This window comes from Bacillus horti, from assembly GCF_030813115.1.
Lineage (GTDB): Bacteria > Bacillota > Bacilli > Caldalkalibacillales > JCM-10596 > Bacillus_CH > Bacillus_CH horti.
Map to the genome: position 1 here is coordinate 14,113 of NZ_JAUSTY010000013.1, position 15,587 is coordinate 29,699.

Below are 15,587 nucleotides of genomic sequence, written 5' to 3' on the forward strand. Positions count from 1 at the left end.
CTTAATAATCTAGCGATACGTCTCTTCCGTCGTTCTCTTTAATAAAGTCAGAGAAGAGATCGGTGAACCGTAAACATACTGATCTGTGACCACAATGGACTTGGTCATAGTCTGCTCCGAAATCCAAAGCAGTTTTTTTTGCTGAGCAAAGGAAGTCAAAAACGATTCCATAGCCTTGCCCTGCTCTATATGGTTGTAATCTAAGATTGTAATCATATCCGCTGAGCGAATGACAGTGTCTCCACCTAAATGTACATACATGAACTTATCCTTCCTTCATCGGGCTTATTTTTCCTTGCTGTACCTTATAAATCGTCGCCTCATTGACGATCTGTTGATCTAAGCCCTCTAGACTTGTATTCGTGACAAACGTCTGGATTTTGCCCTGTATCGTTTCTAATAGATGGGAGCGCCTGTGATCATCTAGCTCAGACAACACATCATCCAACAGAAGAATCGGATATTCTCCTATTTCTGAATGAATTAATTCGATTTCAGCTAGCTTGGTCGATAGAGCTGTTGTACGCTGCTGTCCCTGTGATCCAAAGGTTTGTACGTTCATTCCATTGATAAAAAATTGCAGGTCATCACGATGAGGACCAAACAAAGTCGTTCCCCGTGATTCCTCCTGCTCTCTTATTTTATCAAACTTTTGACGTAGAACCTCTATGATTTCCTGCTCCTTCATCCCTTCATCCATCGGCGTGGAATAAACGTAACGCAGCTCAAGCTGCTCCTTACCCGATGTTATGCTCTGATGAATCGCACTAGACCACTCTTGTAAATTCTTAATGAAGCCTGTTCGTTTAAGTAAAATCTTTGCCGCATAGGCTAGCATTTGCTCTGTAAAAACTTCGATTACAGGTCTATTCTCTTTCCTTTTTTCCCATTGCTTTAATAAAGCGTTTCGCTGGGAAAGGAGCTTATGATATTGGGCAAGAGCATGAAGATAGGACGGACTAATCTGTCCCAATTCCATATCTAGAAAGCGTCGGCGTATTTGAGGACTGCCCTTCACGATCTCCAAATCCTCAGGAGCAAACATTACCACATTTAGAACCCCTACATATTCACTGAGCTTACGCTGCTCTAAATGATTCACCTTTGCTTTTTTTCCTTTTGCTGATATGAGAAGCTCTAAGTGCACAGGACCGTATTTTTTTTCAATGACCCCTTCTATTTTAGCAAAATCCTGATCCCATGTAATCCATTCTCTATCCTTAGAGGTACGATGGGACTTGGCGAACGCAAGAACATATAACGCTTCAAGGATATTTGTTTTACCCTGGGCATTATCCCCGATAAATAGATGAACATTCGCATCAAAGGATAATTCAAGCTGCTCATAATTTCGATATTGCTTTAAGGCGAGCTTCTTCACATACACATTAATCCCCTAGCTCTCTTCTACAATTTCAAATTGGCCGACTTCAGGGATATCAATCTGATCTCCCAGTGCGAGCTTACGCCCTCTCCGGTTCTCTTCCTCTCCATTGACAAACACGATATTCTCCTGTAGAAACCATTTTGCTTGACCGCCCGTATCAATGATCCCTGTATGCTTTAAAAACTGACCTAAGGTGATCACAGGAGGTGTAATCCCAATCTTTTTTATCATTACTCATTCTCCTTCAATCGCAATCAAATGTGCCTTGGGTTAATACGTTCTCACAGGGAGGACAAGATGTAAAATACGATCATTCTCTGTTGGGCGAATGATAAATGGACTCATCGCTCCAGTAAAGCCAATCTGAATTTCTGGATGGTCAATCGCTTTTAGGGCCTCAATCATATATCTAGAATTAAAGGAAATTTGAACTTCTTCCCCTGATATCTCTTGAGCGTGGATGTGTTCAACCACTTTCCCAACCTCTGGTGTGTTTGATGAAATTTGAATACGATCTCCAGCAATCGTCGATAGCTTGACCACATGCTTCATGTCCTTTGCTAGCAAGGAGGCACGCTCAATGGCCTGTAACAGCTGCTTCGTTTCAACAGTTACCTGTGATTTACTAGATTGAGGAATAATTCTAGATGTATCCGGGTAAGTTCCTTCTAATAGACGAGAATAGAATAAAATATGATCCGCCTTAACCAAAATCTGATTGTCACTGACCACAATCTCAATGACTTCATCCTCATCATGTAAAATACGATTTAGCTCATTTAAGCTTTTGGCTGGAATGACCACATTTTTGATTTCTAATTCTTCAGTAGCGTCCACATGAACCTTTCGTAGAGCTACTCGATGGCTATCTGTAGCGACGAAGCTCAGTTCACTTTGCTCTAGGTTCCATAGAACTCCCGTTAAGATCGGACGAGATTCTTGGGTGGATACAGCGAACGAGGTTTGACGAATCATGCTTTTAAACAAATCACTAGAAAGGCTTAATAGCTTTTCATCATCAATTTGTGGGAGCTTGGGATACTCGTCTGCGTTTAAGCCGTTCAGGTTGAATTCAGCACTTCCTGATCGAATCAGGGTTACGTTATTGTCTTGTACTTCAATTTCTACAAGGGGCTCTGGTAGCTTTTTCACAATTTCCGTCACATATTTAGACGGAAGAACAATAGTACCTAGTTTAACCACTTTTACAATTTCTTTACCTTCTACTTCTACAGGTACAGAAGCTTGAATAGATATATCAGCATCACTTCCTGTAAAAATGACTTCCTCTGAGGTAGCCGCTACTTTAATCCCTGTTAGAATGGGTATCGTAGTTCTAGATGAAACGGCTTTAGAGACTTGTCCAACCGCTTGAGCTAAATAATCACGTTGAATAACAATTTGCATGTTAAAATCCCTCCGACCAAATGACGTACATATTTTAATTTATAGCAACATATAAATAAGAATCAGCTTGGTTGTGTTAAAGAAAATTTGGCATTATTTTATTTTATCATATTCTTGGGAATCACGTTAGAACGTTCTCTAGTCCTTTATATATATTTATGTCTTTATTTAAAAGTCATAATAGTAATAAGCCCTGTGGATTTGTGGAAAAGTGTCGAAAAAGGAAAACAGACAAGCCTATACACATGTGCATAGATTGTGTATAGGCTACTTGCTGTGCGGATAGTTATGCACAGGTGGATAACGACATTTTTTTTCGAACCTACGAAATTTTAATTAAATCTAGTTGAATTCCTATTGATTTTTAATGGCTTCGGCTAAATTTTGAATCGTTTTTTGTAGCTGTGTGTCTGTTTGTAGAGCTTTTTTTATTTTATCCTGGGCGTGAATGACCGTTGTATGGTCCCGTCCACCAAATTCTTCACCGATTTTAGGTAATGAGGAGTCTGTTAGCTCTCTGGACAAATACATAGCAATCTGGCGCGGGAAAGCAACAGCTTTTGTCCGTTTTTTGGCTTTAAAATCCTCTACTTTTAGATCGTAATGATCGGCTACAAATTGTTGGATCTTTAAAATCGTAATTTGTTTAGGACGATTACTTGGGATAATGTCCTTCAATGCTTCTGCTGCCAGCTCCGCATTCATATCCTGATTCACTAAGGAGCTGTAGGCCACCACTCGAATCAAGGCCCCTTCTAACTCACGAATGTTCGTATCAATTTGGTTTGCGATATAAACAAGTACCTCATTAGGAATATCTAGCTGTTCGGCTTTTGCTTTTTTACGAAGAATAGCGATCCTTGTTTCCAAATCAGGCGGTGTAATATCTGTAATAAGTCCCCATTCAAAGCGTGAGCGTAAGCGATCCTCTAAGGTTGGTATTTCCTTAGGGGGTCGGTCACTAGAGATGACAATTTGTTTGTTTTCCTCATGCAAGGAATTAAACGTATGGAAAAATTCAACCTGTGTTTGTTCTTTTCCAGCTAGGAACTGAATATCATCAATTAAAAGGATGTCCACACTACGGTATTTATTGCGAAACTCTACCGTTTTGTTGTTTTGAATCGCAGTAATAAACTCATTGGTAAACTTCTCTGAGGAGAGGTAAACCACTTTAGCCTGCGGGTTATGCTCTGAAACATAGTGTCCAATAGCGTGCATTAAGTGGGTTTTTCCTAGCCCAACTCCTCCATAGATAAACAATGGATTGTAAGCTTTGGCAGGTGCTTCTGCAACAGCAAGAGAGGCTGCGTGAGCAAATCGGTTCCCCGATCCTATAACAAAGGAATCAAACAGATACTTGGGGTTAAGCATGCTTTGATGCTGCTCTTCATTTTGCTCTTGCTGCTCGGCCTGTTTCTTTTTTTGAAAGGCTAGCTCTATATCTAAATCATCTAGCTGTTGATTGCTAGGAATAATAAAGCGAACGTCTAGCTTGGAGCCGGTGATGGTATAGATCGTTTCCGAGATTAGTTCTAAATACCTAGATTCAAGCCAATCTCTAGCAAATTCATTAGGGGCGGCAATAACCAGCTGATCTCCCTTTAATGAATGAGCATTTGTTTGCTTTAACCAGGTGTCATAGCTTGGCTTGCTCACTTTTTTTTGCATCACGCCTAGCGCTTTGCTCCAAAGTTCATTTACATTTTCCATAGTTACTTCCTTTCTTCTATGTAAGAAAAAGCTTTTATCGAAGCCTCTCGAAGAGGTCGTCTAGTCCATCATTAGAGGGAGCTTTCACCCAAAGTGTGCAAGTGACGCTAAGCAACTAAAGTTGCAAGTCGTCCTATGTCCTGCAGTCAGAAAGTATAAAATTTGAAAGAAAATATAATATCAAATTTTATACTTTTTTAGACTGTAAAAAGTGTCCACGTACCTTGTGTATAATTCGGTTTAGGAAGGACAAAGGCTGAGGGAGTATAACATGTAATGTGTGGAAAAATTAGAATGGAGATATAGACAATGTGTAAAAACTGTCCACACACTTATCAACAGACTGTGGATATATTTACTAAAATCTGAATTATCCACATGAGTAAAGCAAACATATCATATCAAAAATGGCGTACCATTTCAATGATTTTATATAGGTTATCCACAATGTGCACATTTTGTGTATTATTTTTATGAACAGCACTATATTTTGTGGACAGGTTGTCAATATGACGTGGAAAAAAGAATAAAGGTGTGGAATAGTTATGCACAGGAGAGAAAAAGTGAAGTTTTAAAACTGTACATTGACAGATAGAATGAGTTTTTTTATAATATAAGAATGTCTGTAATTGATTCGTGGTAATCGATTTAAGTACAATATAGAGTTTTGGACTCCAGAAGAGGAGGTGCTTATAATGAAAAGAACATTTCAACCAAACAATCGTAAACGTAGTAAGGTTCACGGTTTCCGTGCTAGAATGAGCACGAAGAACGGACGTAAAGTTTTAGCTCGTCGTCGTAAAAAAGGAAGAAAAGTATTATCTGCATAGGCCACTGATTTCAGTGGTCTTTTTTCTAATTTTAGAATATGGCTGGAGGGTTTAACCCTTCTTTTATATAGTAAGACTATCTACTACAAGGTACTTCTCTATTGGAGGAAATCATGGAAAGCAAGTTTCGATTAAAGAAAAATGAGGACTTTCAGAGAGTATTCAGACGAGGGATATCTGTGGCTAATCGCCAGCTTGTTTTGTATGCGTATCCGCATGCTAGGACGGATTCTTTTCGAGCAGGGATTTCTATAAGCAAAAAGATTGGAAACGCTGTTGTGAGAAATCGCTTGAAAAGACAGCTAAAGGAAGCGATCCGAGCAAACAAGCAGCAGATTGCAAGTGGCTTTGATCTTGTACTGATTGTACGCAAGCCTGCTCTTGATCTTGATTTTGCAGGGCTATGCTCTAGCTTTAGTCATGTGTTAAGAAGAGCAGACTTACATAAAAGGAAGAAGGAACAGCCCCTAGCTAAAAAAAGTAGGAAAAATGACTAATTTACACATTTAGTTGGGAAAGATGTGTGAAAAGCCTTCAACCTATAGGGGCGAGGTGCTATAATGAAAACGTTGTTCCTATGGTTCATTCGATTTTATCAGAAAATCATTTCTCCTATAAAACCTCCTACATGTCGCTTTTACCCTACGTGCTCTCATTATGCGTTAGAGGCTATCACGAAGTATGGGGCGCTAAAGGGTGGTTTTCTAGCGATAAAGAGAATCATAAAATGTCACCCTTGGCACCCAGGGGGAATTGACGAAGTGCCATAATAATATTGCGTTAGGAGGAGACCTTTTTGTCCCGTAAGCTTTTGTTAATACCCGTTTTGATGATACTAATGATTGTTCTAGCAGGCTGTGGCATGGAGGATAGTGGTTTAATGAAACCAATTGATCCTGAGAATGGATTTTGGGATCGCTATTTTGTCTTTCCACTAGCTTGGTTACTAGAGTATTTTGCTACTACTTTAAATTCTTCCGGTGATCCAGCCTTTGATATGTATGGCTTGGCTATCATCATTGTTACTATATTGTTGCGTTTATTAACGTTACCTTTGATGATTAAACAGCTAAAAAGCTCTAAAATGATGCAGGCTCTTCAGCCAGAAATGCAGAAGATTAGGGAAAAGTACCAGAAGGATCAGCAAAAGATGCAGCAGGAAACAATGAAGTTATTCCAATCACATAACGTTAATCCGTTAGCTGGTTGTTTACCTTTGTTGGTACAGATGCCGATCTTAATCGCCTTTTATCAAGCGGTATATCGTCATTCCGATATCCCTGGTCATACTTTTTTAGGGATTGAACTTGGACAACCGTTCTGGGGCTTAGCGATCTTAGCTGGTATCACAACATATATTCAACAAAAAATGATGGGTACTCAGCAGATGAATCCGCAAATGAAGGTTCTGCTTGTAATTATGCCTGTTATGATTACCGTATTTGCTTTCTATTTTCCAGCGGCGTTATCCCTATATTGGGTAGTTGGAAATCTGTTTACAATCGTTCAATACTATTTCATGAGGGATATGTATAAACTGAAAACGGGGGATGCTGCAAAGTGAATAAAGTGACTGCTAGGGCAAAAACAGTACAAGAAGCTGTGGAGAGGGCTCTCAGTCAATTACAAACTACAGAGGAATTTGTCAACATTCGTGTAATTGAAGAGCCTAGTAAAGGATTTTTGGGTTTTGGTGCAAAGCAGGCTGTCATAGAAGTTGAACGTAAGGATTCCAAAGTTGAAGAACATTTTGAGCATAACAACGTAGATTCAAAGACAGAAGATCAGAGTCTAGATCAGGCGAAGACAGCTATTGTGCCAGATGGAGCTAATACTTCTACTGCTGATTCTGTTACTTTTGATGAAACCAAGCGAGTACAGGAAGAGGAAATTCAAGAGGCGATTGAAGAGGCTGTTGTTTTTCTTGAAAATGTGCTGGCGAAAATGGATCTTATTGTGAAGGTAAAGGTAGAGAAGCAAGCTGATTACTGGTTGTTTGATGTATCAGGGACTCAATTAGGACTGATGATCGGACGAAGGGGTCAGACGCTAGATTCTCTTCAGTATTTGACGAATATCGTAGCGAATCGTCATTCGAGTAGCTATATTCGTATCGTTATTGATGTGGAGAATTACCGAGCTAAACGTAAGGAAACATTAGAGCAGCTTGCCGATCGAGTGGCCAAGAAAGTGATTCGTAGCGGGAATAAGGTAGCCTTAGAGCCTATGAATGCTGCTGAACGAAAAATCATTCATACTCATCTACAGGATTACGCTGGGGTTGCGACTCGAAGTGATGGGCAGGATCCACATCGCCATATTGTTGTTTATCCTAAATGATGTACTTGTGTATAACTTTATAAAAGGAGAGAGCTTCCGTGATTGGAGGCTCTTTTTTTGTGCTTTGAAAATTGCAATTTGTGGATAAGTTAGACTAAAATTAGATGAGCTATGTAAGACAAAAATGTTTTAAATAAGTGTTTAATCTGCTAGAAATGTTATACACATGTGGGTAAGTTCATTGTGAAGCAGAAACGATGGGTGAGTGAAGGGCATATTTTCTTTCTATTGCTGGTAAGATGTGTTATTCTATTTATTTAGGGAACGCTATTAACGTTGAGGTGAACGTTATGATGGAATTAGAAACGATAGCTGCGATTTCCACACCGATGGGTGAGGGAGGAATCGCCATTGTTAGAGTAAGTGGACCACATGCTATTGAGGCTGTGGATCGAATATATAAAGGTAAGCATTCGTTATCCACTGTGGATAGTCATACGATTCAGTATGGGCATTTGCTAGATGGAGAAGCTGGGGAAAAAATAGAGGAAGTCATGGTGACGGTGCTACGAGCACCGAAAACGTATACCCGAGAGGATATCGTTGAAATTAATTGCCATGGTGGTTTAGTATCTGTGCGAAGAGTGCTCAATGTGGTGCTGAATGAGGGAGTCAGATTAGCGGAGCCTGGTGAGTTTACGAAGCGCGCGTTTTTGCATGGGCGCATTGATCTGTCTCAGGCAGAGGCTGTTATTGATTTAATTCGAGCGAAGACAGATCGAGCGATGAATGTAGCGTTGCAGCAGGTGGAGGGTAGGCTGTCTAAGCTGATTCAGCGTTTGCGACAAGAGCTGCTTGAAACGTTAGCACATATTGAGGTAACGATAGATTATCCAGAGCATGATGTTGAAGCCGTAACGCAACAGCTCCTACTTGATAAAGCCCAATATGTTCAGAGTAAGATTGAAGATATTTTACGTACGGCTGAGCAAGGGAAAATTCTACGTGAGGGGCTATCTACTGTTATTGTAGGTCGACCTAATGTTGGGAAATCCTCCTTGATGAATGCTCTTGTTCATGAAAATCGAGCGATTGTAACGGATATTCCAGGAACAACAAGAGATGTTCTGGAGGAATACGTTAATGTTCGAGGAGTGCCGTTAAAGCTAGTGGATACGGCAGGGATTCGTGAAACAGAGGATTTAGTGGAGAAGATTGGTGTAGAGCGATCTAGGTCAGAGCTGAAAAAAGCGGATTTAATCTTACTTGTTTTTAATTATACAGAGCGCTTAAATGAAGAGGATCGTAGGTTGATTGAGCTGGTTAGGGATTTGAAGTCTATTCTTATTGTAAATAAGATGGACTTAGCTGGTGAATTGGATGTGAAGGAGCTTCAGAAGCTTGCTGGTGAGAGAAGAGTCATGACCACGTCATTGCTTGAAGAACAGGGGATTGATGAGCTTGAACAGGCTATTGCGGAGCTCTATTTTACTGGCGATGTTGAGGCAGGGGATATGACTTATGTGAGTAATGCTAGGCATATCGCCTTGTTGAATCAAGCGAAAAAATCGATTAGTGATGCGATTGAAGGAGTCAAGCTTGGAGTCCCTGTTGATATTGTCCAGATAGATCTACAGAAAACGTGGGAGCTGTTAGGTGAAATTCTTGGGGATGCAGTAAGTGAGAGCTTGATTGATCAGTTATTTTCACAGTTCTGCTTAGGAAAATAGCTACAAAGGTAAATATAGAAAAGATCGTGCCTAATGATTTTTTTATCAAGTGTAAAGTCCATGTCCATAGTGGAGGTTAAGCGCTTTGCGGCGGAATGGAGGACATGGATTTTACCTAAATATAAGGTGAAAGGAGCTGTAGTGAATGAATTATCGTGGAGATGATTTTGATGTTATCGTCATTGGAGCGGGACATGCTGGTGTTGAATCAGCTCTTGCGGCTGCTCGTATGGGCTGTTCAACGTTATTGCTGACGTTAAATCTAGATGCTGTAGCCTATATGCCGTGTAATCCGTCTATTGGTGGACCAGCCAAAGGGCATGTTGTTCGTGAGATTGATGCTCTTGGTGGTGAGATGGGCAAAAATATCGATAAAACATATATTCAGATGCGTATGCTAAATACGGGAAAAGGACCTGCTGTACAGGCGTTGCGTGCACAAGCAGATAAATTTTTGTATCAGCATACGATGAAGGAGACAATTGAAAATACACCTAATTTAATTTTACGCCAAGCGATGGTGGAAGAGTTAATTGTCAAAGATGGTGTTTGTTGTGGGGTTGTGACGAAGACGGGGGCTGAGTATTATTCAAAGACAGTTGTCCTTACCACAGGGACATACCTTCGTGGACGTATTGTATTAGGGGATTTATCCTATGAGAGTGGTCCTAATAACCAGCAGCCTTCTATTCGCTTGTCCTATCATCTGCAGGAGCTTGGATTTGAAATGGTTCGCTTCAAAACGGGGACACCTCCCCGTGTTCATGGACAGACGATTGATTATAGCCAGACTGAAATTCAGCCTGGAGATGATGTCCCTAGAGCGTTTTCCTTTGAAACAACGGAATTACCGCAGCCTAAGGAACAGCTCCCATGCTGGCTAACGTATACAGGAGAGGAAACCCATAAGGTGATTCAGGAAAACCTTGGTCGCTCACCAATGTATGGAGATTCCAAACAAATTGAAGGAACAGGACCAAGATATTGTCCTTCTATAGAAGATAAGATTGTTCGTTTTGCTGATAAACCGAAGCATCAGGTGTTTCTAGAGCCGGAGGGAAGAAATACGTCTGAGGTATACGTACAAGGCTTATCCACTAGCTTACCTGAGGATGTACAGCTTAGAATTTTACGTTCTATTCCGGGACTGGAGAATTGTAAAATGATGAGACCAGGATATGCGATTGAATATGATGCCATTGTACCGACTCAGCTATGGCCATCCCTAGAAACGAAGCTTATTGAAGGCTTATTTACAGCTGGTCAAATTAACGGAACGAGCGGCTATGAGGAAGCGGCTGGACAAGGCCTTATGGCAGGAATCAATGCTGCTCGTAAGGTTCAGGGGCGTGATCCTGTTGTGTTAGATCGCTCACAGGCTTATATTGGCGTATTGATCGACGATTTAATTACGAAGGGAACGAGAGAGCCTTACCGCTTGTTAACGTCACGAGCAGAGTATCGTTTACTTCTACGTAATGATAACGCTGATCTTAGATTAACTGATGTAGGTTATGATATCGGATTAATACCTGAGGAGCGCTATGCTCGTTTCAGTGAAAAGAAACGTTTAATCGAAGGTGAAATGGCTCGATTAGAGCAGGAGAAGGTAAGACCGGAGGAGAGAGTACAAGACATTCTTCGTTCCGTTGAATCTAAGGAATTGAACAATGCCTTTGATCTAGCTACCATCCTAAAAAGACCTGAGATCGGATATGCTCAAATTGAAGCTATATCACCTGCACCAAGTCCTTTACCTACAGAGGTTACAGAGCAGGTGGAGATTCAAATTAAATATGCGGGTTATATTGCTAAGCAACTGCTTCAGGTTGAGAAATTAAAGAATATGGAGAACAAAAAGCTATCCTCAGAACTGGATTATGAGAGCATTAAAGGTCTCTCTATGGAAGCGATGGAAAAGCTTAAAGAAATCAAACCGTTAAACATTGCTCAAGCGTCTAGGGTATCAGGAGTTACTCCAGCAGATATATCTATTCTGTTAATCTTTTTAGAGCAAATGAATCGAGTGAAGGCTTAAATCAATATGTTAGGAGTAAAAGGAGTAGGATGAAACAGGTAGAATTTTGTCTAGCTTTGGAGAAGCATGGGATTACATTAGCTGAAAAGCAAAAGAACCAGTTTGAACGTTATTTCGAGCTGCTCGTTGAGTGGAATGAAAAAATGAACTTAACATCGATTACTGATGTGGATGGTGTTTATTTAAAGCACTTCTATGATTCAATAAGTCCTGCTTTCTTCTATTCCTTTACGGATGTGCAGAAGGTGATGGATGTAGGGGCTGGTGCTGGCTTTCCTAGCCTACCTTTAAAGATTTGCTTCCCTCATTTAAAAGTAACTATAGTAGATTCCTTACAGAAGAGAATTCACTTTTTAGAGCATCTAGCCAATGAGCTAGAGCTTGAGGAGGTTGAATTTGTGCATGCACGTGCAGAGGACGCGGGGCAGAACGTGAAGTATCGACAAAGCTATGATTTAGTTTTAGCAAGAGCTGTAGCACGTTTAGCTGTGTTAGCGGAGCTTTGCCTTCCTTTTGCTAAAAAAGGTGGAGAATTTCTGGCTTTAAAGGGTGCTAAGGGCTTAGAGGAAGCGGAGGAAGCAAATAAGGCTATTTCTTTGTTAGGTGGTCAGCTTAGTAAAACTCATGCGTTTTCTTTACCTGAGGAGGAAGGAGAACGACATATTGTTCTCATTAAGAAAGGGAAGGAAACGCCTAAAAAATATCCACGCAAGGTGGGAGTCCCTAATAAGCAGCCTCTTAGTTAAGGGATATAGATAGCTGGTATACTTGTTGTCGATCAATCGAATGATTAAAATAGGATGAATTAATAAAAATAAAATGTTTCACGTGGAACATTTTATTTTTTTTTGCAGGAGAAAAATGATAGAATAAAGAATGGTATAGTAATAATCTAATAGATATCATTCAAAAAGGTGCTTTAACAGCTTAGAGAATCACATCGAAGGCGCGGTCATAGATGCTTTTGGTGCGTTTGTCTTGCATAGAAAATATAAATAGTCATGAGGATAACGGAGTAAAGCTGAGATTTCTGGCTGCTGAACCTCCATCTGTTCAGGACTATTGAGTAATTTGGAGTAGGTGAACATACCATGAAAGAACAATTTACTCGTTTTTTTGGTAAAGGGGATAAACAATTAAATACAACAGAGCAGGAAGTAGATGAAGTAAAATCTATTGCTATTGAAGAGATTATACCGAATCGCTACCAGCCTCGAACAGAGTTCAATGATGAAAAGCTTGATGAGCTTTGTCAGACGATTAAAACGCATGGTGTTATCCAGCCTATCGTTGTACGAGAGATGGAGGGAGGCGGCTATGAGCTTATAGCAGGAGAACGCAGATGGCGGGCCGTTACCAAGCTTGGCATGCCTACTATTCCAGCTATCATTCGTAACTTTAATGATTCACAGTCTGCTTCTGTCGCATTGATTGAAAATTTGCAGCGCGAGAATCTAACCTCTATTGAAGAGGCTATAGCTTATCAAAAATTGATGGAGCTTCATCAATTAACTCAGGAGAGTCTTGCACAGCGTCTAGGAAAAGGTCAATCGACTATTGCTAATAAGATTCGTCTACTACAGCTTCCTGAGGAGTGCCATGATGCGTTAAAGGCACGTTCTATCACAGAACGGCATGCTAGAGCGTTACTTGCATTGAAGGAGCCTGAGCTACAGCTCAAATTCTTACATGAAATTCTTGAGAAAGACCTAAACGTGAAGCAAACAGAGCAGCGAATTGAGCAGTACATAAATCAGCTGAACGAAGAGCCAAAGAAGAAGCAGGTAAGAAAGTCCTTTTCAAAGGATGTAAGATTGGCTTTAAACACAATTCGTCAGTCTGTTGATATGGTTGTACAAAGCGGTTTATCAATAGAAACGGATGAGTCGGACCATCAGGACTACTATCAGGTAACAATAAAAATACCGAAAAAAAATTAAGCTAAGCATATATGAGATAGCGACAGCATTAAGAAAGATACATCATATAGACGATATTTCAATATTAGATGTCGTCTAAAACGAATGAGTAGATCAGCTTTATGAGAAGAATACTGTTCAAGGTTTATAGCCTGTACAGTTTCAGACAGGTATGAGCGAATGTATACAGAGAAGTCCATACATGAGCGTTAGTCAAAAGGAAGCTTCTTCACACTCAGTGATATTGCTTCAGCTACCAGCGTTGAGATGTAACAGACAGCATGATGAAAGCAAAAGTAGATAAAGAGGTGAAAAGCGTGGGCAAAACCATTGCTATAGCAAATCAAAAAGGTGGCGTGGGCAAAACAACTTCTTCCATTAATTTAGGTGCAAGCTTGGCTACACTTGGCAAGAAGGTTTTATTAGTTGATATTGATCCACAGGGTAATACGACTAGTGGGATTGGAATTAATAAAGCAGATGTAGAAAACTGTATTTATGATGTATTGATTAATGAAGTGCATATGAAGGACGCTATTGTAAGGACAAGTATTGAAGGGCTTTCTATTGTTCCTGCAACGATTCAGCTAGCAGGGGCAGAGATAGAGCTAGTCCCAACCATATCGAGAGAGATACGCTTAAAAAAAGCGATGCAAGCGATAAAAAATGAGTATGACTATATTCTGATTGATTGCCCACCATCATTAGGCATCTTAACGATAAACTCCCTTACCGCCGCAGATTCAGTACTTATTCCCATTCAATGTGAATACTATGCCTTGGAAGGACTAAGTCAATTACTTAATACGGTTCGTTTAGTTCAAAAACATTTGAATACCTCGTTACTTATTGAGGGAGTCTTGCTCACGATGCTAGATGCTAGAACGAATCTAGGTATTCAAGTCATTGAAGAGGTTAAAAAGTATTTTCAAGATAAAGTGTACAAAACAGTTATTCCCCGTAATGTTCGGCTTAGTGAGGCGCCTAGCCACGGTCAATCGATAATTACGTATGATCCTAAGTCAAGAGGGGCAGAGGTTTACTTAGATCTTGCAAAGGAAGTGGTTGCTAATGTCGAAACGGTTAGGTAGAGGCTTAGACGCTCTGTTTACGTCATTAGAGGTTACTTATGAAGAAAAAGTCATTCAAATTAAACTCAATGACTTACGCCCTAATCCATATCAACCACGAAAAGAGTTTGAAGCGGAAGCGATTGAGGAATTAAAGAAATCGATTGAAGAACACGGTGTTATTCAGCCCATTATTGTCCGGAAAAGCATCAAAGGCTATGAAATCATTGCTGGTGAACGTCGCTTCCGTGCGTCAAAGGAAGCTGGCTTAGCTACAATTCCTGCAGTAGTTAAGGAATTTAATGAAGCACAGGTCATGGAGATCGCCTTAATTGAGAATCTTCAACGTGAGGATCTGAACGCGATGGAAATAGCTGTAGCCTATAAAAAGATCTTAGATAAGTTTGAATTGACACAGGAAGAGCTATCTGAGAAGGTAGGCAAGAGTCGCTCACACGTAGCAAACTTTATGCGCCTTTTAAATCTACCAGACAATGTTCAAAATTATGTTTCACGTGGAACATTATCTATGGGACATGCTAGAGCCCTCTTAAGTGTGAAGGAACGTAAGGTTATGCTTCAGCTAGCTAAGAAGTGTATTGATGAAGAGCTAAGTGTAAGGCAGCTGGAGGAAATCGTGCAAAGGCTAGAACATGTTTCACGTGGAACAAAGGATAAAGTAAAAAAGAAAAAGGATGTTCATCTGACCCATATTGAGGAAGCCCTACGAGATACGTTAGGTACTTCAGTGAAAATCAAAAAGGGTGAAAATAAAGGGAAAATTGAGATTGAGTTTTTCTCAGATGAGGATCTGGAACGTATTATTAAACTTTTACATTAGTTGATTTAGAAGCTAAGGCCTGAGGCGTAGTCGAAAATATATCTAAAAATGAAAAGTAGAGAGGATATCGAGTCTATATTCTTTCTATTTTTCATTTTTATTTGCTATACTAACAAAATAGCTCTTCCATTCGTTTCATATAAGGATTTGGATAAGAAAGACTGTATGGATCTATGTTTTTAGCGAAGGCTTTAAGAGAGCAACTGAAGAATCGAAACAGGTTTAAAATCGTAGTAGGAATTAGTAGTCATTAAAGATTAAAGACAAACAGTTATATTGAAAATAGACTAAGCTATTAAAGATATTAAGGTCAGTAATGACACAGAGGATAGCAAGGATACAAAGTTGTAAGGGTATGGAGGCTAATTAATA

Annotated in this window: 16 protein-coding genes; 11 read left to right on the forward strand and 5 right to left on the reverse strand. The window is 40.0% G+C overall.

All coding sequences use genetic code 11. From position 1 onward, the window contains the following. Positions 1–9: 9 nt before the first annotated feature. The 5 genes from remB to dnaA form a co-directional block, all read right to left on the reverse strand. A complete protein-coding gene (gene remB, locus J2S11_RS14775) occupies positions 10–261 on the reverse strand; it encodes an extracellular matrix regulator RemB (protein ID WP_307395824.1) in 252 nt (83 codons plus the stop codon). A gap of 4 nt (positions 262–265) precedes the next feature. Next, positions 266–1,387: a DNA replication/repair protein RecF gene (recF, locus tag J2S11_RS14780; protein ID WP_307395825.1), complete on the reverse strand. Its 1,122-nt coding sequence runs from the start codon at positions 1,385–1,387 to the stop codon at positions 266–268. 9 nt (positions 1,388–1,396) lie between these two features. Further along, entirely contained in the window at positions 1,397–1,618 is a 222-nt protein-coding gene (gene yaaA / locus J2S11_RS14785; RefSeq protein ID WP_307395827.1) for a S4 domain-containing protein YaaA, read from the reverse strand. Between the two features lie 39 nt (positions 1,619–1,657). After that, entirely contained in the window at positions 1,658–2,794 is a 1,137-nt protein-coding gene (gene dnaN / locus J2S11_RS14790) for a DNA polymerase III subunit beta (RefSeq protein ID WP_307395828.1), read from the reverse strand. Positions 2,795–3,148: 354 nt separating this feature from the next. Further along, positions 3,149–4,507, reverse strand: a complete 1,359-nt coding sequence (dnaA, locus tag J2S11_RS14795) for a chromosomal replication initiator protein DnaA (RefSeq protein WP_307395829.1) — start codon at positions 4,505–4,507, stop codon at positions 3,149–3,151. 695 nt (positions 4,508–5,202) lie between these two features. Between dnaA and rpmH the strand changes: the two genes are divergently transcribed. The 11 genes from rpmH to J2S11_RS14850 all read left to right on the forward strand — a co-directional run bounded on the left by rpmH (position 5,203) and on the right by J2S11_RS14850 (position 15,215). Continuing rightward, complete coding sequence (gene rpmH / locus J2S11_RS14800; RefSeq protein ID WP_307395831.1) at positions 5,203–5,337, forward strand: 50S ribosomal protein L34; 135 nt, start codon at positions 5,203–5,205, stop codon at positions 5,335–5,337. Between the two features lie 113 nt (positions 5,338–5,450). Then, positions 5,451–5,834, forward strand: coding sequence for a ribonuclease P protein component (gene rnpA, locus J2S11_RS14805; protein WP_307395833.1), 384 nt, complete (start codon positions 5,451–5,453; stop codon positions 5,832–5,834). Between the two features lie 63 nt (positions 5,835–5,897). Beyond that, on the forward strand, positions 5,898–6,107 hold the full coding sequence (gene yidD / locus J2S11_RS14810) for a membrane protein insertion efficiency factor YidD (protein WP_307395835.1): 210 nt from the start codon (positions 5,898–5,900) through the stop codon (positions 6,105–6,107). Between the two features lie 26 nt (positions 6,108–6,133). After that, positions 6,134–6,901, forward strand: coding sequence for a membrane protein insertase YidC (gene yidC, locus J2S11_RS14815; RefSeq protein ID WP_307395836.1), 768 nt, complete (start codon positions 6,134–6,136; stop codon positions 6,899–6,901). Then, the gene (jag, locus tag J2S11_RS14820; protein ID WP_307395838.1) at positions 6,898–7,677 is read left to right on the forward strand and encodes an RNA-binding cell elongation regulator Jag/EloR; all 780 of its coding nucleotides are present in this window, start codon (positions 6,898–6,900) and stop codon (positions 7,675–7,677) included. Before yidC ends, jag begins: the two co-directional genes overlap by 4 nt. Before the next feature lie 293 nt (positions 7,678–7,970). Beyond that, positions 7,971–9,347 (forward strand): tRNA uridine-5-carboxymethylaminomethyl(34) synthesis GTPase MnmE, encoded by a 1,377-nt coding sequence (mnmE, locus tag J2S11_RS14825; protein WP_307395984.1) that lies wholly within the window; start codon positions 7,971–7,973, stop codon positions 9,345–9,347. A 145-nt stretch (positions 9,348–9,492) separates the two neighbouring features. Further along, a complete protein-coding gene (mnmG, locus tag J2S11_RS14830) occupies positions 9,493–11,385 on the forward strand; it encodes a tRNA uridine-5-carboxymethylaminomethyl(34) synthesis enzyme MnmG (protein ID WP_307395840.1) in 1,893 nt (630 codons plus the stop codon). Positions 11,386–11,414: 29 nt separating this feature from the next. Continuing rightward, entirely contained in the window at positions 11,415–12,131 is a 717-nt protein-coding gene (gene rsmG / locus J2S11_RS14835) for a 16S rRNA (guanine(527)-N(7))-methyltransferase RsmG (RefSeq protein ID WP_307395842.1), read from the forward strand. 345 nt (positions 12,132–12,476) lie between these two features. Then, positions 12,477–13,325, forward strand: coding sequence for a nucleoid occlusion protein (gene noc, locus J2S11_RS14840; RefSeq protein ID WP_307395843.1), 849 nt, complete (start codon positions 12,477–12,479; stop codon positions 13,323–13,325). A 296-nt stretch (positions 13,326–13,621) separates the two neighbouring features. Continuing rightward, on the forward strand, positions 13,622–14,395 hold the full coding sequence (locus tag J2S11_RS14845; protein ID WP_307395844.1) for a ParA family protein: 774 nt from the start codon (positions 13,622–13,624) through the stop codon (positions 14,393–14,395). Next, the gene (locus tag J2S11_RS14850) at positions 14,376–15,215 is read left to right on the forward strand and encodes a ParB/RepB/Spo0J family partition protein (RefSeq protein WP_307395846.1); all 840 of its coding nucleotides are present in this window, start codon (positions 14,376–14,378) and stop codon (positions 15,213–15,215) included. The genes J2S11_RS14845 and J2S11_RS14850 overlap by 20 nt, the downstream gene beginning before the upstream one ends. Positions 15,216–15,587 lie beyond the last annotated feature (372 nt).